At 38.6% G+C, this 18,064-nt stretch carries 22 protein-coding genes; 15 read left to right on the top strand and 7 right to left on the bottom strand.

The genetic code is table 11. From position 1 onward, the window contains the following. Positions 1-161: 161 nt before the first annotated feature. A complete protein-coding gene (locus ACX9YW_RS12690; RefSeq protein ID WP_460346880.1) occupies positions 162-725 on the bottom strand; it encodes a DJ-1/PfpI family protein in 564 nt (187 codons plus the stop codon). 122 nt (positions 726-847) lie between these two features. On the opposite strand from ACX9YW_RS12690, the gene pdxR reads away from it, so the two are divergent. Further along, positions 848-2,287, top strand: coding sequence for a MocR-like pyridoxine biosynthesis transcription factor PdxR (gene pdxR / locus ACX9YW_RS12685; RefSeq protein WP_460346878.1), 1,440 nt, complete (start codon positions 848-850; stop codon positions 2,285-2,287). A gap of 37 nt (positions 2,288-2,324) precedes the next feature. Here the strand turns inward: pdxR and ACX9YW_RS12680 are convergent, their stop codons facing one another. After that, a complete protein-coding gene (locus ACX9YW_RS12680; protein WP_460346876.1) occupies positions 2,325-3,140 on the bottom strand; it encodes a CPBP family intramembrane glutamic endopeptidase in 816 nt (271 codons plus the stop codon). Positions 3,141-3,345: 205 nt separating this feature from the next. Here ACX9YW_RS12680 and ACX9YW_RS12675 point away from each other — a divergent pair, with 205 nt between their 5' ends. The 9 genes from ACX9YW_RS12675 to ACX9YW_RS12635 all read left to right on the top strand — a co-directional run bounded on the left by ACX9YW_RS12675 (position 3,346) and on the right by ACX9YW_RS12635 (position 10,028). Next, the gene (locus ACX9YW_RS12675) at positions 3,346-4,530 is read left to right on the top strand and encodes a sensor histidine kinase (protein ID WP_460347098.1); all 1,185 of its coding nucleotides are present in this window, start codon (positions 3,346-3,348) and stop codon (positions 4,528-4,530) included. Continuing rightward, positions 4,527-5,195, top strand: coding sequence for a response regulator transcription factor (locus tag ACX9YW_RS12670; RefSeq protein WP_460346874.1), 669 nt, complete (start codon positions 4,527-4,529; stop codon positions 5,193-5,195). The genes ACX9YW_RS12675 and ACX9YW_RS12670 overlap by 4 nt, the downstream gene beginning before the upstream one ends. A gap of 141 nt (positions 5,196-5,336) precedes the next feature. Further along, positions 5,337-6,824 (top strand): serine hydrolase domain-containing protein, encoded by a 1,488-nt coding sequence (locus ACX9YW_RS12665; RefSeq protein WP_460346872.1) that lies wholly within the window; start codon positions 5,337-5,339, stop codon positions 6,822-6,824. Positions 6,825-6,841: 17 nt separating this feature from the next. Next, positions 6,842-7,273, top strand: a complete 432-nt coding sequence (locus ACX9YW_RS12660; RefSeq protein WP_460346870.1) for a hypothetical protein — start codon at positions 6,842-6,844, stop codon at positions 7,271-7,273. A 13-nt stretch (positions 7,274-7,286) separates the two neighbouring features. Further along, positions 7,287-8,135 (top strand): serine hydrolase, encoded by an 849-nt coding sequence (locus ACX9YW_RS12655; RefSeq protein ID WP_460346868.1) that lies wholly within the window; start codon positions 7,287-7,289, stop codon positions 8,133-8,135. 85 nt (positions 8,136-8,220) lie between these two features. Further along, a complete protein-coding gene (locus ACX9YW_RS12650; RefSeq protein ID WP_460346866.1) occupies positions 8,221-8,715 on the top strand; it encodes a GNAT family N-acetyltransferase in 495 nt (164 codons plus the stop codon). A gap of 15 nt (positions 8,716-8,730) precedes the next feature. Next, positions 8,731-9,210, top strand: a complete 480-nt coding sequence (locus tag ACX9YW_RS12645; RefSeq protein WP_460346864.1) for a glutathione peroxidase — start codon at positions 8,731-8,733, stop codon at positions 9,208-9,210. 161 nt (positions 9,211-9,371) lie between these two features. Next, positions 9,372-9,506, top strand: a complete 135-nt coding sequence (locus ACX9YW_RS12640) for a hypothetical protein (protein WP_460346862.1) — start codon at positions 9,372-9,374, stop codon at positions 9,504-9,506. Positions 9,507-9,509: 3 nt separating this feature from the next. After that, on the top strand, positions 9,510-10,028 hold the full coding sequence (locus ACX9YW_RS12635; protein WP_460346860.1) for a hypothetical protein: 519 nt from the start codon (positions 9,510-9,512) through the stop codon (positions 10,026-10,028). A 50-nt stretch (positions 10,029-10,078) separates the two neighbouring features. Here ACX9YW_RS12635 and ACX9YW_RS12630 read toward each other — a convergent pair whose 3' ends face one another. Then, a complete protein-coding gene (locus ACX9YW_RS12630) occupies positions 10,079-11,299 on the bottom strand; it encodes an MFS transporter (protein WP_460346858.1) in 1,221 nt (406 codons plus the stop codon). A 147-nt stretch (positions 11,300-11,446) separates the two neighbouring features. On the opposite strand from ACX9YW_RS12630, the gene ACX9YW_RS12625 reads away from it, so the two are divergent. Continuing rightward, positions 11,447-11,743, top strand: coding sequence for a HesB/YadR/YfhF family protein (locus ACX9YW_RS12625; protein ID WP_460346856.1), 297 nt, complete (start codon positions 11,447-11,449; stop codon positions 11,741-11,743). Positions 11,744-11,774: 31 nt separating this feature from the next. Here the strand turns inward: ACX9YW_RS12625 and ACX9YW_RS12620 are convergent, their stop codons facing one another. The 3 genes from ACX9YW_RS12620 to ACX9YW_RS12610 form a co-directional block, all read right to left on the bottom strand. Next, positions 11,775-12,230 (bottom strand): DUF2269 family protein, encoded by a 456-nt coding sequence (locus ACX9YW_RS12620; protein WP_460346854.1) that lies wholly within the window; start codon positions 12,228-12,230, stop codon positions 11,775-11,777. Positions 12,231-12,375: 145 nt separating this feature from the next. Then, the gene (locus ACX9YW_RS12615; RefSeq protein WP_460346852.1) at positions 12,376-13,443 is read right to left on the bottom strand and encodes a GGDEF domain-containing protein; all 1,068 of its coding nucleotides are present in this window, start codon (positions 13,441-13,443) and stop codon (positions 12,376-12,378) included. A gap of 25 nt (positions 13,444-13,468) precedes the next feature. Then, positions 13,469-14,539, bottom strand: coding sequence for a GGDEF domain-containing protein (locus ACX9YW_RS12610; RefSeq protein WP_460346850.1), 1,071 nt, complete (start codon positions 14,537-14,539; stop codon positions 13,469-13,471). 150 nt (positions 14,540-14,689) lie between these two features. Between ACX9YW_RS12610 and ACX9YW_RS12605 the strand changes: the two genes are divergently transcribed. From ACX9YW_RS12605 to ACX9YW_RS12595, 3 genes are read left to right on the top strand one after another with little or no spacing between them, the layout of a single operon-like run. Beyond that, positions 14,690-15,265 (top strand): IMEF encapsulin system ferritin-like cargo protein, encoded by a 576-nt coding sequence (locus tag ACX9YW_RS12605; protein ID WP_460346848.1) that lies wholly within the window; start codon positions 14,690-14,692, stop codon positions 15,263-15,265. 25 nt (positions 15,266-15,290) lie between these two features. Further along, positions 15,291-16,139 carry a family 1 encapsulin nanocompartment shell protein gene (locus tag ACX9YW_RS12600; protein ID WP_460346846.1) on the top strand — a complete coding sequence of 283 codons (849 nt, stop codon included), beginning with the start codon at positions 15,291-15,293 and terminating at the stop codon, positions 16,137-16,139. Between the two features lie 4 nt (positions 16,140-16,143). After that, positions 16,144-16,530 carry a 2Fe-2S iron-sulfur cluster-binding protein gene (locus ACX9YW_RS12595; protein WP_460346844.1) on the top strand — a complete coding sequence of 129 codons (387 nt, stop codon included), beginning with the start codon at positions 16,144-16,146 and terminating at the stop codon, positions 16,528-16,530. A gap of 31 nt (positions 16,531-16,561) precedes the next feature. Here ACX9YW_RS12595 and ACX9YW_RS12590 read toward each other — a convergent pair whose 3' ends face one another. After that, complete coding sequence (locus ACX9YW_RS12590) at positions 16,562-17,041, bottom strand: hypothetical protein (protein WP_460346842.1); 480 nt, start codon at positions 17,039-17,041, stop codon at positions 16,562-16,564. A gap of 172 nt (positions 17,042-17,213) precedes the next feature. Between ACX9YW_RS12590 and ACX9YW_RS12585 the strand changes: the two genes are divergently transcribed. Continuing rightward, positions 17,214-17,810 (top strand): AAA family ATPase, encoded by a 597-nt coding sequence (locus ACX9YW_RS12585; protein WP_460346840.1) that lies wholly within the window; start codon positions 17,214-17,216, stop codon positions 17,808-17,810. Positions 17,811-18,064 lie beyond the last annotated feature (254 nt).

Here is an 18,064-nt window from a genome sequence, read left to right as displayed (position 1 = left end):
CAATGTTGTCTGTGGTTCGGTAGGTTTCATGGAAAAACCACCAGAAACCTACCGCCACAAAAATCCAAGTTACTAACCCAAACTTTCCCTTCCGCAGCTCCTCCAATTCAAACCTACACCCTCCCCTAATGCACCAATCCCAATGATGGCTACCTTCTTTTTCATTGACCAACTAACTCCTTACTTCTGAAAAATTTCGCCCAATAGTTTAAGGCATTTTCGTTGGAAACTTGGGCCATCCGACATACGGTTAAGGCAAAATCAACGTACTCATCGCCTTTTGCGGTCACAATATGGCCATCGACAACAACACCTTCATTGATAAAATGCCCGTCATTAAAATGAGCAAATAATTCTAAATCGGTAGCAACCGAACTTGTAAACTTCTTATCTTTTAAAATACCAGCATCCGCTAATAAAAGTGGACCATAACAAATAGCACCGATCAATGTTTCTCTTTCGTTTAATTGCTTTAAAAGTTTCCGTAGCTTTTCATCCCCTAAAACGGATGGGGAATCGCCACCCGGAATAATAAACGCATCGACATCATTTACATTCACTTGATCTATCAAGAGATGAGGTTTTAAAATGAATCCCTCTGCACTTGTAATTTCAGTCTCTCTTAACGATACCGTTACGAGCTCATCAGAGCGCCCTTTCATCCAACCAATTAAATCGGCTTCAAAGTGAGCGTATCCGTCATAAATCAATACATATAATTTCATTTTTATATTCTCCTATCTATTAGATAATTCTTCCACAGTTTACAAAGTTTCTGGATTCCAAAAAAGACCCAATTTGTTATAATTTTACTAGTCCAATCTATAAGTGAAAGGAAGCTGTTCCAATGGATGTTTTTTTCACATTAGACTTAAAAAATAGTAAATACCCCTATAAATACCAAGCAATCTATCATTTCTTAAGGAATCTAATGATAGAAGGGAAGGTGGAAGTGGGGATGCGGTTGCCTTCAAGTCGGGAAATGGCGAAAAGATATCAGGTAAATCGCAACACCATCAAGCAAGTGTACGAAATGCTCTATGCAGATGGCTATGTTTCCACCTTAGAGGGAAGTGGTACCTTCGTTGCCTATTCTCCTCAAAAACTGCGCCTAATGGAAAAGTCACAAAAAAGCATACAAATTTCAGATTGGGGTAAAAGAATTCCAACCTTATGGAACTCAACCACCAAAAAAGGAATCATCAATTTCGATGGAGCGGGATTTTCTCCAAATATGAACCAATTTCCAGTAGAAGACTGGAAAAAGACCCTTTACCAAGCATCTAGGGAATTAAATTTTTTAATGGATACGGGAAGTTACGATCTCCAAGGATTATTGACACTCAGGGAGGCCATTGCCGCCTATCTACATCGAACGCGTGGGATGGCAGTCAACCCTCGTGACATTGTTATCATAAATGGCGTCATGCAAGGGATTGGGATACTTTCGCAGCTATTAATTAACACCGGAGATCAAGTGGTTGTAGAGGAACCATCTTTTCAATCGATACAGGCCAATTTTATTACATCAGGCGCTTCCCTACTCCACATTCCGGTTGAACCGAACGGATTGATGGTGGGGGATTGGGATAGCCGTTTGATTTATGTGACTCCAAGTCATCAATTTCCAACAGGTCACGTCATGAAATTGGAGGAGCGCCTTAAGCTACTGCAGTGGGCGAAGGATCGAAACGCCATCATTATTGAGGACGATTATGATAGTGAGTTTCAGCGGAAAGGTAGACCGATTGAACCTTTAAAGGTGTTAGATTATGATGATCGTGTTGTCTATTTAGGAACCTTTGCCAAAAACATCCTCCCTTCTTTAAGAATCGGTTATGCGATTCTACCACCGGACCTTGTGCCGCTATTTTTAAAAGCACGTAATTTATCCGGGGAGTACACGACATCCATAATCGAACAGATGGCAGTGGCGATTTTTATCAAAACGGGCAAATTGGAACGACACTTGCGCAGAATGAATCGGTTGTATTCGCAAAAATATGAGGCTTTCAAACATTCATTAGAAAAATATCAGTTCAATGCCATTGATTGGATTGATACGAACGCTGGTCTACATCTGTTTGGTAACTGGAGGGATTCACAAGAGGCATATGCAAAATTTGAAGAGGAATGTGCGGGCCATGGGGTTACCTGGCAACGGGCGGATTACTATTATCATCTACCTATAGCAAGACCGAAAGTTATCTTTGGGTTCTCCCATTTAAGTGAAACGGAAATTGAAGAAGGAATTAAAACAATGAGCAAGGTGTATAACGACATTTAAAAGAAGGAGCCCCTTACTCGAGGCTCCTTTTTGTTCATTATGAAATGAACTTTGAATTTTTCGTTAAACTGACTTGAAGCTTTTTTCCATATACAATCTTCGCTAACAACACCATACCAATCGAATAGGCCACGATATTCATTAAATTGTAAATTCCCAAGTCTCCATTAAATTTCAGCAAGGCAATTTCGCTACTGCCAACAAGATGTGTATTAGTAAAATTAAATATTAAATGGGCAAACGTACATGGTAATATGGAGCCACTTTTTAAATAGATGGTTAAAAATACACAGCTCATGAACATTAAAAGGACGTTGCTCAACAGATCAAATCCTCGGAAAACATGGAAAACCATAAAAATAATACTTGTCATCACATACAGCTTTTTCGGAGAAAGAAAGCTTAAATTGGCAACAAAATAGCCTCTGAACAGTAACTCCTCGTAAAAGGCTGCCACAAACCATGTAATAAACACCAAGAGGAAGAAAAGATAGAATTCAGGATTCTTTAAGGCAGCCGTATTGAATTTCGCTGATACAACCCCGATATTGGAACATACCATCACAACAACCGTAAAAATCGCTAGCGTAACAAAAATAGCAGCAACTGAGAATAAGAAATCCTTGCGCTTAAATCGGAAACCTAATGAGGCAACCTGTTTTCTGTCTACTAATTTTAAAAATAGTAATGTTGCTAAAGCAGGAATCCCACTTATAATGATCCCGATCAAGCTAAACATTTTTAGGTCAGGGGTTTCGAGATACTTAAACAATCCCAGCGGGAAAAGCAATAAATAATTGAGAACAAAATTGATCACGCAAATACTGGCGATGCGAATTAATCCTTTTTTCATTGACCATCATCCTTTTTTCGATAATATTTACAGTTTTCATTTTAGTGGCAAAAGGTAATAGCGATAAGTGACGGATGGTTAGATTTAGGTCACAAAAACCTTTTAGCCGAAAGTCACTTCCAAAAGTGTCTAAATTTGTATAATTTTAAGAAAAATGAGTATAATCTTTACATGAACTAGAATGGAAGGTAGATGATCAGGATTGGTGGTAGAGTTAGATAACCGGAATTGGAACTGGCTCGATACGTTTATGTTTTTTATGCGTACTTTATGGATTTACTATAATGCTAGCTGGGTCCTGAACTCCACAGTCGAGCCGACTACAAAATGGCTATTATTCTTTTGGTTCGTAGCAATTTATCTGGTGCCACTCCTTTTTTACCGACCAGGCTATATCGATTTGTTAGGCTTTTTTATTACCGAAACGTTATTAACCAGTAGCATGTTTTTTTACATGATGAACGAATTCCAACTTATTGGCGCCTTCGATTTCTTGTATTTGCCGCTGATTATGATTGCCTATGTTTGCCAAGTTCGGCCCTTATTATGGATAGGGATGTCGTTGAGTATAGTTATTTTTGTAACGGGTGCATGGTTGGGGGATCAATTAACCGAAAATATTATTGATATTTTCATAAACACATCGCTCTTTTATATGATGGGATTTTGCTTAGGCAGAATTAGCGTCACAAACAATAAGATGAAAAAATTAATTCAATCCGTCCAAGAAAAAAATGCAGCCCTAGAGCAATATTCAAAACGAATCGAAGAGTTGACGATTTTAGAAGAACGGAACCGGGTTTCTCAGGACTTGCATGATACTGTTGGCCATATTTTTACCTCGGTCATTACGAGCCTCGACGCGCTGCCCTTTATTATGAAGGCAGACCAAAAGGAAGCTGAGAGTAGTATAAAGGAAATTTCTAATCTTGCTAGAAAAGGGTTAGATGATGTGAGACGAACGATTCACCAGATTTCACCGCTCGAAGATCATCAGCCACTTTCCTTATCCTATCAGCAGGTTATTGATGAATTTATCCTTCATACCGGTACAGACGTTGAATTTCTAATAGAAGGCAAGGAAAGAGAATTAGGAGAAAGAGTGAAATACACTTGTATCCGTTGCTTGCAGGAGGGGCTAACAAACGCCAAACGACATGGCCTGGCAACCGAGATTTTCGTAAAAATGACTTACCATGAGGACGAGTTTGTATTACAAATTAAAGATAATGGAATCGGAACCGATTCACTTCATCTTGGTTTTGGCCTGCAGACGATGAAGGATCGCATCAGTTCACTAAGTGGTATAATGACAATAGAATCAGAATTAAGAAAAGGAACGGAGATACGCTGTTCGATTCCAGTAGCAAGGGAAGGAGTGGCCGTATGATTAAAACAATAATCGTCGAAGATCAAGAGCTTATTCGAAAAAGCTTAAAAATCGTTTTGGAAAGTATTTCAGAAATTGAAATTATCGGTATGGCCGGTAACGGTGTGGAGGCTATTGAATTATGTGAAACGGAAAGTCCGGAAATCGTACTTATGGATATTCAAATGCCGGTAATGGATGGCGTAAAGGCAACCGAAGAAATCAAAAAGCGTTTTCCGCAAATAAAGGTTATCATCTTAACCACGTTTCAGGATATTAATCATGTATTAAAAGCATTAAACGCTGGTGCAGAAGGCTATATTTTAAAAGCAGTGGACCCGCATTTTTTAGTAAGTGGCATTAGCATGGTGTATCACGGAGGGTCATTAATTCCCCAGGAACTGGCCAAGGAAGTATTTCAATCCATCCACCAAGGATCGATGAAAAGTCAGGATTCCTTGAATACGACTTCTCCAATGCCCAATTCCTATGACTTAAACCCACAGGAATTAAAAGTTCTCAATTACTTGGCTCAAGGGCTGTCCAACAAGGCCATTTCCGAATTAATGTATCTCTCGCTAGGCACAGTCAAAAACTATATTTCCAATATTTATTCGAAATTAAACGTAAAAAATCGCTCTTCGGCGGTTATGAAGGCAATTGGTGAAAGCATTATTAAGCAATAATAGAAACCCGAACAAAGTCTGTGGACTAGGTTCGGGTTTTTTGTTGTTACTTTTGCCGTTTCTATTTTATCCATTTGGCACTTAGAAGTATGACTTTTCTTAAGTAAAGTAAGGGTGTAAAGAAAACGAGGAGGATAAGTGATGAAACGAAAAATAGTTGTTCTAATCACATTGGTTATTTTGCTTTTTCCACTCTTTTTGCAAAAAGCTTTAGCCAGTTCCACTACGATAACCGCAGAAAAGCTTAAGAAGGTAGATCAATATGTAAATGAACAGTTTAAAGAAGCAGGAATCGTCGGTGGCTCATATGCCATTATTTCAGGAGAAAATCTTATTGAGGCAAAGGGAGTAGGTTACAGTGACCTTAAGTTAAAACAAGAAGCCGGCCCGGAAACGATTTATTCGATCGCTTCATTGACGAAGGTACTTACAGCGACAGCCATCCTTCAGCTACAGGAACAAGGGAAATTAATGGTCGATGATTCTGTGCAAAAATATTTGCCATGGTTCTCCTATCTAGATGAGGAGAAATCCAAGAAGGTTACCATAAAGCATTTATTAACTCACTCGGCAGGGATCAATCGATTTGAAGCAGATGGTGTGATTTTTCTAGATGAGAAGAATAATCGCAACTCGCTAGAGGCTTCTATAAAAGCATTAAAAAGTGTCGAAATGCAGTACGAACCAGGCACAAAAGGTCAATATTGCAACAGCTGCTATAACACGCTTGGACTAATCATTGAAAAAGTTTCTGGATTTAGCTACTACGATTATATGAGAAACTTTGTCTATCAACCTTTGGGGATGAAAAAGACAATTTATGGTGAACAACTCCATCAAGTTCCTAATCAGGATTTAGCAAAGGAATACAGTTGGTTCTTCGGTTTCCGAAATACAAAGCTAGAAAACTATCAAACCTTCGGGGCAAGTCAGGATCCAGAAGGCGGAGTCTACACGAATGTAATCGATTTGGCTAAATATGTTTCAGCGGTTTTTGGCTATGATTCACTCTTGAAAAAGGAAAGTATTGCCACTTCTGTTGAAGGGTTCGTTTCTACCGAACAGGAGCATTGGCAATATTCCACAAGTGGTTTTGAGGTTGGCGAAGTATCTAATCGACTCACTCTTTATAAAGGGGGAGATGGAGTCGGTTCAGCTGGAGTCATGATGATGATGCCAGAAGAAAAAATCGGAGTGGTGTTAATGATTGGCGAATCCAATTCCGAGCCGAAGCAATCGATAGCCAAAGGTATGCTACAAATTTTAATAGGAGAAACACCTGAAAATGACGATTACCCAGTTCCTCTATTTAAAATGGCTGGCATGATCATGTTAATGGTCTCATTAGTTAGCTTACTGATTCTAATTTGGATTGGTTGGTCCGTTTATAGAAGGGTAAAAGGTCGAAACCGTAAGATCAAACGACGCTGGCCACGATTGGTCGTTAGCTTTATCTCAGTAATCCCCATCATTTTAATAGGTTTACTTTTTGCGAATGTCCGACCAACTCAAATTGGAATGTATGGTTACCCTTACGACATCGCAATCGGTTTGATTTTTCTCGCATTTGCTATGCTCGTCACTGTCTTATATAACGTTTATCTTAGTGTCCTTGGAAAAATTAACTAATAAAGGAAGCGATTTATATGAAAAAAATGGTATTATTAATCATGATGCTAGGTGGATTTTTATTAACAGGTTGTTCAATTGATATTGATACTTCTACCTCAAAATCGGAGAGATTGGCTACGGAGGCAGAGGGCTTAGCAGAGGCTTTTTCCATAGTGAAGAAGGAATTAAAACCTTTAAAAAAGAAGACAACATTATCCGCTAAGGACCAAGATAAAGTTGCCCAGCAATTAGATGGATTAATTCAACAAATGAATGACTTTACTGAGAAAGATGGCTCATTTTTCATAGATTTAACCAAAAAAGCAATGAAGAAAGTGATGGATAAAAAGGAAAAGGTATTTGTCAAGATGCTCCAAAAAGCAGAAAAGGGAGAATTGGAGAATAAAGATATCGACACGCTTATGCGTGAGCTTTCCGATGATATCGAAATCAAATTATTTAAATAGAACGGGGGAGAGAATGATGGTGAATTTGCAGGATCGATTGTTGGAGTTGTGGGGAGATCAAAAAGAACATTTTGGCTTTTCTTTACTCGAAGGACAACGATCGTGGCACTATCAAGGTGAAAAGGAATTTAATGTTGCCAGTAGCTATAAGGTGTTTATTTTAGGAGATTTATTACGGAAATTTGAGTTAGGGATGCTATCGTTTACCGATAAACTTCCTTTAACCGATGAAGCAAGAATTTTTGACAGCAGCTATACCGAAAACATACCAAATGGCACGGAATTATCGATTCTCGAACTCGCCAATGCGATGATGGGGTATAGCGATAATACCGCTACCGAACTACTGCAGGAATACCTAGGGTCGGAAGAAATACTCTCATTTTTGCGTTCACTCGGATTAGCCAAAACTCGTTTCCCTGGGAAGTTGAAAGAACTAAATGACTTAGTGATAGGCATGGAAACGCTTGAACCAGAGATGGCACTTTCATTATTTAATGGGGAGCTTGGCCTTGTCTCCACTCCAGATGAGTTAGCAAAATTTTATCAGCATCTTTGGGAAAAAAGCATCATTCATAAGGATGAAACCGTCAAATATATGAAGGAAATTCTCTCCATCGAAGATAATCATCAAAGCGTGATTTGGCCAGAAGGTGTGAAATGCTACCGGAAAAGTGGAAATATTGAACTGGACCACTATTATGGATTCTCGCTTGCCGGGGTGATCCAAAAAGAGGAATCCTTTATCCCCTTTGCACTTTGTCTAAATTTTGAGTCAGACGAAGAGTTGCATGACATGCTTGCTTTATTTAAAAAGTCATTCCGTTTAATAAAGGAGCATATCCTTACAAGTATTGGATGAAACGCAATCGAGCAATTCCTCAATAGGGATCCAAGAAACAACACCTAGCAATTGTACTTAAAAAAATGAGAAAGGAGCCAAAAAAATGCCAAACAACTATACAATCAGACCCAGCAATCCTACCGATATAGAATTTCTTTGGGATATGCTCTATCATGCCATTCATGTACCCGAGGGGCATAAACCACCGTCAAGGGATGTCCTAAATGATCCGTCTATTAAACGCAGCTTAATTGATTGGGGGCGAACCGGCGACTACGCTTTAATCGCAACCGATCCATCCAACCAGCCCGTCGGTGCAGTGTGGTGGAGACTTTTTAATGAAACGACCAAAACCTACGGCTACATAGACGAACAAACGCCAATTTTGGCCATTGCCCTACTTCCTGGAAATAGAGGAAAAGGAATTGGTACATTGCTGTTAGAGGAAATATTTAAAAATGCGAAGGAACAAGGATACAAAAAAATTTCCTTAAGTGTCGACCCAACAAACCCTGCTCTTCGTTTATACGAAAGATTTGGATTTCAACAAGTTGGGATAAACGGAACTTCTTGGGACATGGTTGCCCTAGTAGAATAGGAAAGGAAGAATAATATGAACATCTATTCATTTTCTGCAAAAACGATTAAAGGCGAAGAAATTAGTCTTGAAAAGTACCAAGACCAAGTTCTACTCATTGTCAACACAGCTAGTCAGTGTGGATTTACACCTCAATACGCTGAGCTCCAGCAGGTTTATCAGCAATACAAAGACCAAGGCCTCACAATACTAGGGTTCCCATGTAACCAGTTTGGTGGGCAGGAACCAGGCAATGAACAAGAGATTGCTGAATTTTGCAGCCTCAACTACGGAGTAACCTTCCCTATGTTCGCGAAGGTTAACGTAAATGGGGAAAAGGCACATCCTCTATTCCAATATTTAGCTACAGAAGCTCCGGGAATCCTAGGGTCAAAGGCGATTAAGTGGAACTTTACAAAATTTCTAATCGACCGCAATGGTATAGTTAGAGAGCGATATGCTCCAAATACTCCACCCACTAAAATCATCTCCGATATCGAAAATTTGTTAAATTAGATAAAAAAACTACCTGCCTAATGCGATAGACAGATTCGCAATAGGCAGTTTTTTTAAAAAAACATGACGAAATATATTGCCTATATTTCCCACTATCCTTTATAATAAAAAAGACCATTTAGTCTCCTTTTTTGAAAAATAACAAGGGGGAAAAACAACATATGATCGAAACCATATATGGAATAGAAGTGGATATTCATCATTTCCGAGATTGTATCAGATTAAGAGAAATTCAAGAGAGGTTTGTCACTTCTCATACGTATTCAACTGCCGAGTCCAAAGTGGGTGTGGTATAGGCAATGGCTTCTTATTTTAACAGTCCGAAAAAAAAGGTGCTTGGCTTTTTTCTAGTCTATGGGATCTTAATGGCCTCGCTTATTTTAGGTGTCGTCAAGAAAGATAAAGCAGGCAATGAAACGCTCGAGCAACCAAAATCAGAGGTTTCTCATACTTTTCAAATGGAAATGAAGAAATACGAACAGCAGAAAATAGAAAAGGAAATAAAAAATGCCGATAAGTGGAAACCATCCAAGCGTTTTGTTGCAACCTCCATAGCGATTGCTTCCGTTTTGGATGTCGTAATTATTCTTATCTGGGCCAGATATGAAAATAAAAAACGCGCAGGTAAATCAGCCACATTGAAAAAAAGGTGGACCGACCAGAAATGGTTTTGGAATATTGTCGCGCTTGGCATTGTCCAGCCCAAAAATAACAAAATTGTTGTGAACTGGGTAAACCTCATCGTGGTCGTTATGGCATTGTACTTCCTTAAACAATATTTTATCGACAGACTATGGGAAGAAGGAACTTCCTATTAAAACATAATACAAAATGCCAAGACACAGCGTCTTGGCATTTCTTCTATCTGCTAAACATCTAAAGAGGCATTTTTATCAGAAATAGTCATCGCCTGATTCTTTCTAAACCGGACAAAGAAAACGCCTGTCATGAAAAGAGAAATTATCCCGAATATCATACACATGTAAGAAAGACCGACCGCATCCAATAAAAATCCGGCCATTAATAACACAACTTGGAATGAAATCCGGTCAAGCATATTCCGGAACGAAAAGAACCTTCCATGAAACTCTTTGGGAACTCTTGTTTGAAAAATGGTCGCTGCTGTCGGAAAGAAGCAGCCCACCGAAAACCCAAATACAAAAAAGGCAACCAACGTTAATACTGGACTTTTAGCAAAGTAAAGCAACAATTCGGAGAAACCAATGACAACTGAAAAGAAAAATAAAATCGCATAGGGCGATCTTTTTTGACTAAGATGTTTAACAATAAAGGCACCAAGCATAAAGCCGATTCCTTCAGCCGTATAAATTAACCCTTTAATCGCTGAGCTGTCCTGCAGCTCACTAATATTAATGACAATTAAATTAAAGCCACCAAGGAACAGGATTGGAACGAGTGTGAGTATTAATGTCATGAAAACAATAGGCAACCCTTTAATGATGGGGAATACCTCTTTAAAACTAGAGGTAGCAGGTTGGCCTCCTTTGACGACAGGAACCATCTTTTCTTTCTCCTCAATGGTTAAGAACCATGTCAGGAAAAAGAGCCCTAAATAGGCGGCCAATGAAAGAACATAAAGCATGGAAAGGGACATGACGACAACAAGGGCTCCTGCTAATGCTGTACCTAATACACGGGAAACAGTTGCGACATTCATATGAACGCCATTTAACTGCAATAAATCCTTTTCCGCTACTACTAAAGGAATCGCTGCTTGCAGGGCAGGAAAGTAAAAGGCGGCAGATATTTGAAGAAAGACTAGAAACACAATCATCCACCAGACAGATCCGGTTTCAATGGCGATTAACATGAAAAGGACGCTGAGGGTTCTAGTAAACCCTGAAACTAGCATCACTTTTTTCTTATTGACCTGATCCGTCATTCTCCCGGCAAGTGGGCCAACAATGATCCCCGCAAGTAGTCCAGAAGCCAAGATTAAGGATTTTACAAAATCGGATGGGACCTTTTCTTGCATAAATTCCAGGTTTCCGATAATACCAAGCCATAATCCTAATCCGGCAATAAATTCCCCCATTAACAAAATCCAAACGTTTTTATTTTTCCACATAAAAAGCTCCTTCGAAATAATCCTATTCCTTAAGATACTATATTTTTTGGGAAATGAGAAATAAAATGGAAATGGAAGGGTATGTGTGGGAAAAATAACAGGTAATGGGGTATACTAGTCTTATATCTTAAATGGGGGAAACATGAAATGAAACTTACAATTAGTGATTCAGCGCTGAAATGGTTTAAACAAATAATAGGTGTCCAAAAAGGCGGGAATATCCGCTTTTATGCGAAGCTTTACGGCTCAAGTCCTGTACAGGAAAGTTATTCACTCGGTTTCTCCAAAGACGAGGACCCCATCGATATCGCGGTCCGATACGAAGCGGATGGAATTTTATTTTTCATCGAGGAATCGGATGTATGGTACTTTAATGGGCATGATTTGCATGTTGAATACCACGAGCAGGAAGATGAGTTAGAATACCAATATATACAACCGTAAAAACACACCATTTCTGATGGTGTGTTTTTTACTAAAAAGGTTTCAATATCATTAAGGTAATAATGATCACAAAAATAAAGTTCTCCACATACTCGAAAAAGAATAGCTTTTTCGATAATCGGTAATACTCCGCGGGGATTTCATCCCCTGTGTGGGTCTGCAGCAAAGCTTTTATCGGTTTGGATCTGGGTGACAGGATGATAGGACCCATCCCAAGGGCCACCAAAAATAATAGCAAACTAGTGACATACCAGCCCATTTTGAAAAGGGCAGGGTTGAGCGCCCCCATACCTAGTCCGGAAATTAATAGTAGCACTCCACCAATCATCACAAAAATATGAAGCTTGTGTCTTACTTTATAGGAATGCCGCAACTCGGTCATATTATTCCCTGATTTCACTACCGTTGTTAAAATAAACCCCGGCCCCATCCCAATAATAGCCGAGAATATATGTACAAACACAAGAATTTTATAAAAAGAAAACATGGTTAAACCTCCAATCACTCCATTCATCATTTTATCATAAACATTTAAATCTGAAATTGATATCCCTTAAATTTAGATAATATCAATTATTATGATCATCTAAAATGAAATAAAAGTAGGTTTTTCTCTTGTCACGTTGGCTTTGTTAACCAACCTTTATTCTGTTTCTCCCTCGTTCTTTTGCAAGATAGAGGGCCTCGTCTGCCCGTTTTAAAATATCCTTTGGAATATCTGTTTCCTTTAGTTCGGTAATGCCGAAACTACAAGTAATCAGTCCGACCTTTTCAAATGGATGTTCAGACAAAGCTAATTTAATAGCTTGTGCCAGTTCCATTGCTTTAGTTTTGTTCGTCTGAAGGGCAAGAATGATAAATTCCTCACCACCCCATCTGCCGAAATAAGTATTTTCAGGCAAGGTTTTGGCTATTAGAATGGAAAGCTGCTTTAATACCTCATCCCCAATATCATGTCCATACAGGTCATTAATTCGTTTAAAATAATCAACATCAAATAAAATGACGGAAAGTGAGGCTTGATGCTGCTTCGCTTTAATGATTTCCTCATGTAAAAGATGATCGATTCTACGCCGATTTGGAAGATTTGTTAAATAGTCCGTCACGGCATAGTATTTATCGGCGTCTTGTTGCACCGAGCCTTCAAAAATTTTCCGGATAAAATAGAGAAATGAAAAATAACCAAAACAGGAAATATAAAATTGAATTAATGTATCAAATGTATAGCTATTAGCATAAGAACTAATAAATAGATGATAGATTCCCGGTAATAGCGATAAAAAAAACACAAGTATGGACAACCTATAAGCAACGATTCCTTTAAACGAAAAGGAAAAAAGTAAATATAAGAGCGGTGCCCAATAAGCCACTGGTCCTAAATTCACGTTGCCAGTATGCCCAAGTTCCAGTAATAGTAGTCTATAAAAATTTATTAAAAACAGGACGGTAACTAATAAACTAAGAAACAGATCAGCATATAAAGTATCATGCTTTCGGATTAGAACGAAGATACAACATAATACTAATCCAACCAACAGCGTCGAAAAGGTTATAAAACCGTGAAATTGTAATTCATCATTCCTGGAAAGTATGATGATTAAAAAAGTAAACGCACCTATAAATAAAGGAAGTAATGATAGGTAAATCCGCCTTTTTAATTTAATAATCAATTGGTTTTGAATGGCAATCGATTCTTTCATTCCCAGCCCCCACTCCATGCATGTCCTACACGGCCCAATCAAATTGAACTTGATTTCTTCCGTTCTCCTTTGCGGAATACAGTGCCTCATCAGCCCGCTTAATTAAATCATTCGGTAAACAATCCTTTGAACTAACGGATACACCAAAGCTACAGGTAAGTTGGTTGACTCTACTAAAGCGATGATTGGCAATCATTTTTCTGATATCTTCAGCAAGTTGATAGCCGTTCGGATCAATACTTATAATCAGAAACTCCTCGCCACCCCATCTTCCAAAAAATGCATGGGATGGAAGACTTTTAAGTATAAGAGACGATAATTCCTTTAAAACGCTATCACCTACATCATGCCCATATGTATCATTTATTCGTTTAAAATAATCGACATCAAACAAGATGGCGGAAATGGAATCCTGGTTGGTCTTCGCGGTATTTAATGAGTCGATAAGGATTAGGTCCATTTTTCGTCGATTATAAATATTGGTTAAAAAGTCAGTACTGGCTTCTTTTTTAACAGCCTCTGCTTGTAAAAATGCTTCTAGCATTCTTTGAAAATAGTATAAACAAATGATATTTCCGATGATGGCTAGATAAAATTGCAATAAAGAATATATGGCTTCACTAACGGCATGTTCATTAAAGAAGATATAGTAAATACCTGGAAGCAGGCTAAGGGTAAAGTTAGTAATGGAAAAAATTAAAGCCGTTTTTCCGCGAAAGGTAAAGAAATATAGCAAATAAAGCAGCGGCATCCAATAGGAAAAGGTTCCAAGATGCATATCGCCGTTATTTCCTATATTTAATAAAATGCTGTCATATGTACGAAGGAGTGTAACAAAACTGGCGCCTAAACAAACAAAGAACTCGACTTTCTGCAGTTTAACCTTCTCTTTTAGTAATAGTAAGAAACAAATGAAGAAACCAATCCCTAATGAGGAAAACGTAAAGATATTAAGAAAGTTTAAATCTCCTGACTCAAATAAAATGATTGTGACGGCTAAAAAGGCCATCACAAAAATCGGTAATAGAAAAATATAAGCATTTCTTTTGAAACGAGAAATGGAGTCATTTTGATAAACAAGTGATTTTGTCCTCATCCACCATCACCAATCAATCGTCTTTGAATTTTAACCTATTATATCATATCCACTTCTTCATTAAGTGTTAAATATTGTTATTTAAAGTTTAAAACCTGCTATTCTCCGTCAATACTGTTTAACTAGTTGAGTTTATACGGAGGTGCTGTAATGAAAGAAGAATTAGCGATTTTTTATCACATATTTACCACCACAAAAGATGCGATAGAAAAATTTATGGCGATGCTCGACCCTGTCATTCAAAATGCAACAGACGACCATGAGCGCCTCTATTATCACCATATATTTGAAGAGGAAGAGCAGCGTTTATCCCGATTAGTCATTCTCATTCCACTTATAAGTAAGTTTCAAGCTGAAAAAGAAGAAGAGAATTTTACTCCATCCAATAACGAATTTAATCGCCTTTTACAAGAATTAAATCTTGAAAAGTTCGGCCTACATAATTTTGTTGAGCATTTGGATTTGGCGTTATTTCGCTTTACTGATCCGGAAAGAAGTACTTTATTAAATCAATTACGCGAAGTATCCTACAATGATTATCAACAGGTTAAAACGATGTTAAATGATATCAATAGCCGCTTTGATACCAACTATATTGACCCACATGCCTATCATGATGAACACCAAGATCATTTAGATCGATCTACAACAACGCAAGTTTCACCGGTTATGGCACCAAAACCAACATCTGCAAAAAAGGGCTTTACGGTTGGAAGTTTAATCTAAATTCATTTAAGAGAGGTAAATAAATATGAGTAAGTCGTTATTATTTCCAGATTCACCTTTAACAGAGCAAGAATTTGCTCAGCTGGATCAAACGGTCATTCAGGCAGCCAGAAGACAATTGGTTGGTCGTCGGTTTATTGAGCTATACGGGCCGCTTGGTCGTGGGGTACAAAGCATCCCGAATGATATTTTCTTAGAAAACTTCGAAGCCAAAATGGACTTCCAAGGCTCGTTCGATACCGATATCGAATCCAGCAAAAGGGTTAATTTAACCATTCCCTTCCTTTATAAGGATTTTGTCCTCTATTGGCGCGATTTAGAGCAGGCAAAAGTGTTGGATATTCCAATTGATTTTTCACCAGCGGCGAACGCAGCACGGGATGTTGCTATATTGGAAGATCAAATGATTTTCCATGGTGCGAAGGAATTTGATACCCCAGGGCTCATGAACGTCCCCGGTCGCTTAACCCACTTAATGGGGGAATGGTTCGAATCAGGAAACGCCTTCCAGGATATTGTGGATGCCCGTAATAAATTGTTAGAAATGAATCATAATGGCCCATTTGCACTTGTTCTTTCGCCAGAACTTTATTCACTTTTACATCGCGTTCACCGTGACACAAATGTCTTGGAAATTGAGCATGTGCGTGAGCTAGTCACCGATGGGGTGTTCCAATCGCCTGTTTTAAAAGGAAGAGCCGGGGTGCTTGTTAATACTGGTCGCAATAATTTAGACCTAGCCGTTTCCGAGGATTTTGATACGGCTTACCTTGGAGAAGAAGGAATGAATCATCCTTTCCGCGTTTATGAAACCGCCGTACTTAGAATTAAACGACCTTCCGCGATCTGTACATTGGAAGACGCGAAAGTGTAATCTTATGAGAGTAAGAGCATATACAGTAGGCTCGCTTATACCTGGAAAAGAACTGACGGATACAGCAACAGTTAGAGTCGAGAAACCGATTACACCCCAATTCGAATTGGCGGAACCAACTACTCCTGAATCTACTGTGCCTAAAATGGTCCTTCAGCAAAATGGACAACGCTACGAAATTCAACCAGTGAAGGGCAAGTTGCTAGACGCTGCCTTGAATCAAGGACAGTCGCTTAAATACAAATGTCGGAAGGGAACCTGCGGTCAATGTACCGTTAGGATCATCAACGGTACTGGCTTATCCATGCCTAATGATTTGGAGAAAAAGAAACTGGCAGGCGGAATCGCTGGAGGCTTAAGGCTAGCCTGCCAAGCGGAATTTTTTCTATAAAAAGGAGGTCCTAAGCGATAGGACCTCTTTTTTAAGCGAATAAACGATGATTGATAGGAACAAGATTATCTTCGACTGAAAACGGAAGCGTGATGTTGTGTTTCTTCAATTCTTTAAAGCTTACATCCTGAACAAGTTTTAACGCTTCTTTTTTAAATGTTTGCGTAACGAAGCCTGCATTGATTTCACATAGCTTTTGCAAATACTGTAAGGTATCTCGAGTCATCATTTGTTTAATATATTGATTGTTTAGTTGACAAATTAATTTATGTTGCAAGCCTTTAATGACGGCAATTTGGTCGACATTGGCAATGATGTTCACACCATTCTCATCGATAAAACCGAAGGAAATATATTGTCCTTTGGAGATTTCCACATTTGTAAATACGGGGTTTTGAAACGTTTCACCAGATGCCAACTGAATGATATCAGCCTCTGCAGCCCCACCAATTTTTCGTTTATTGGAAATGACTGTGTGAATATCCTTTAACCCAAATAACATATCAAACATGATGTTCCCCCCGAATTTTTACGTTACATTCTAGTTGTTTATACTGTTAATGATAAAGATAATGAGAATCATTGTCAATGGAGTCGTTAACGGAAATATTACAATTTTGTGATGGAAAATTTGGAAAAATCTCCTTATAATTATTACTATTCTTTCATAAAAGGAGTTCAGTATGATTATTTGGATTAACGGAACTTTTGGATCTGGCAAAACAACAACTGCCTATGAATTGCAGCGTCGATTGCCTCATTCTTTTGTTTATGACCCAGAACGTTTCGGATTTGTGCTCATGTCAAATGTACCAAGAGAAATGGCCAAAGGTGACTTTCAAGATTACCCATTATGGCGCGAGGCTAATTTTTCTTTGTTACATCAGTTGGCGAGTGAATATAAGGGTACCATTATTATTCCGATGACGTTGACGAATGAGGTGTATTTTGAAGAAATTATTGGTCGATTAAGAAGTTCCGGTGTGGAGGTAAAACATTTTACATTGTCAACGAAGCAGGAAACGGTGAAAAAGCGTTTACGAGGGCGATTGGAAGGGGAAAACTCTTGGGCTTATCAGCAAAGTTATACGCGGCTCGAACAATTAGGGAAAGAAATTTTCGCCACGCATATCCCTACAGACAATATGTCCATCGAAGAGGTTGTTGAGGAAATCGGTCGGTTAGCGGGAGTCGAGCTGGAACCAGATTTACGGTCTGGGTTTCGTAAAAGGGTAGATCGGTTTCGGGTGAAATGGAAAGAGATTAGCTTATTTAAATAGTTTCAGATATTCTATTGGAGAAAATTGCATGGTTGGCGGGTTTAAATGTCCAATAGAAGGCGTCACATGGACAAAATGACCAAGAAATCTACTAGAAATGTCTATGAACCAGCGTCACATGGACAAAAAGACCAAGCAAGCTATTAGAAATGTCTATGAACTAGCGTCACATGGACAAAATGACCAAGAAATCTACTAGAAATGTCTATGAACCAGCATCTCATGGACAAAATGACCAAGCAAACACCTCAAAA

Source organism: Pseudoneobacillus rhizolycopersici (assembly GCF_054786815.1).
The sequence above is the reverse complement of the archived record's forward strand: the minus strand, read 5'-3'. Positions and strand labels throughout refer to the sequence as shown.

Bases quoted from the DNA above. Each gene is read 5' to 3' on its own strand.
- ACX9YW_RS12690 (WP_460346880.1), bottom strand. From the start codon at position 725: ATGAAATTATATGTATTGATTTATGACGGATACGCTCACTTTGAAGCC.
- pdxR (WP_460346878.1), top strand. From the start codon at position 848: ATGGATGTTTTTTTCACATTAGACTTAAAAAATAGTAAATACCCCTAT.
- ACX9YW_RS12680 (WP_460346876.1), bottom strand. From the start codon at position 3,140: ATGAAAAAAGGATTAATTCGCATCGCCAGTATTTGCGTGATCAATTTT.
- ACX9YW_RS12670 (WP_460346874.1), top strand. From the start codon at position 4,527: ATGATTAAAACAATAATCGTCGAAGATCAAGAGCTTATTCGAAAAAGC.
- ACX9YW_RS12665 (WP_460346872.1), top strand. From the start codon at position 5,337: ATGAAACGAAAAATAGTTGTTCTAATCACATTGGTTATTTTGCTTTTT.
- ACX9YW_RS12660 (WP_460346870.1), top strand. From the start codon at position 6,842: ATGAAAAAAATGGTATTATTAATCATGATGCTAGGTGGATTTTTATTA.
- ACX9YW_RS12655 (WP_460346868.1), top strand. From the start codon at position 7,287: ATGATGGTGAATTTGCAGGATCGATTGTTGGAGTTGTGGGGAGATCAA.
- ACX9YW_RS12650 (WP_460346866.1), top strand. From the start codon at position 8,221: ATGCCAAACAACTATACAATCAGACCCAGCAATCCTACCGATATAGAA.
- ACX9YW_RS12645 (WP_460346864.1), top strand. From the start codon at position 8,731: ATGAACATCTATTCATTTTCTGCAAAAACGATTAAAGGCGAAGAAATT.
- ACX9YW_RS12640 (WP_460346862.1), top strand. From the start codon at position 9,372: ATGATCGAAACCATATATGGAATAGAAGTGGATATTCATCATTTCCGA.
- ACX9YW_RS12635 (WP_460346860.1), top strand. From the start codon at position 9,510: ATGGCTTCTTATTTTAACAGTCCGAAAAAAAAGGTGCTTGGCTTTTTT.
- ACX9YW_RS12630 (WP_460346858.1), bottom strand. From the start codon at position 11,299: ATGTGGAAAAATAAAAACGTTTGGATTTTGTTAATGGGGGAATTTATT.
- ACX9YW_RS12625 (WP_460346856.1), top strand. From the start codon at position 11,447: ATGAAACTTACAATTAGTGATTCAGCGCTGAAATGGTTTAAACAAATA.
- ACX9YW_RS12620 (WP_460346854.1), bottom strand. From the start codon at position 12,230: ATGTTTTCTTTTTATAAAATTCTTGTGTTTGTACATATATTCTCGGCT.
- ACX9YW_RS12615 (WP_460346852.1), bottom strand. From the start codon at position 13,443: ATGAAAGAATCGATTGCCATTCAAAACCAATTGATTATTAAATTAAAA.
- ACX9YW_RS12610 (WP_460346850.1), bottom strand. From the start codon at position 14,539: ATGAGGACAAAATCACTTGTTTATCAAAATGACTCCATTTCTCGTTTC.
- ACX9YW_RS12605 (WP_460346848.1), top strand. From the start codon at position 14,690: ATGAAAGAAGAATTAGCGATTTTTTATCACATATTTACCACCACAAAA.
- ACX9YW_RS12600 (WP_460346846.1), top strand. From the start codon at position 15,291: ATGAGTAAGTCGTTATTATTTCCAGATTCACCTTTAACAGAGCAAGAA.
- ACX9YW_RS12595 (WP_460346844.1), top strand. From the start codon at position 16,144: ATGAGAGTAAGAGCATATACAGTAGGCTCGCTTATACCTGGAAAAGAA.
- ACX9YW_RS12590 (WP_460346842.1), bottom strand. From the start codon at position 17,041: ATGTTTGATATGTTATTTGGGTTAAAGGATATTCACACAGTCATTTCC.
- ACX9YW_RS12585 (WP_460346840.1), top strand. From the start codon at position 17,214: ATGATTATTTGGATTAACGGAACTTTTGGATCTGGCAAAACAACAACT.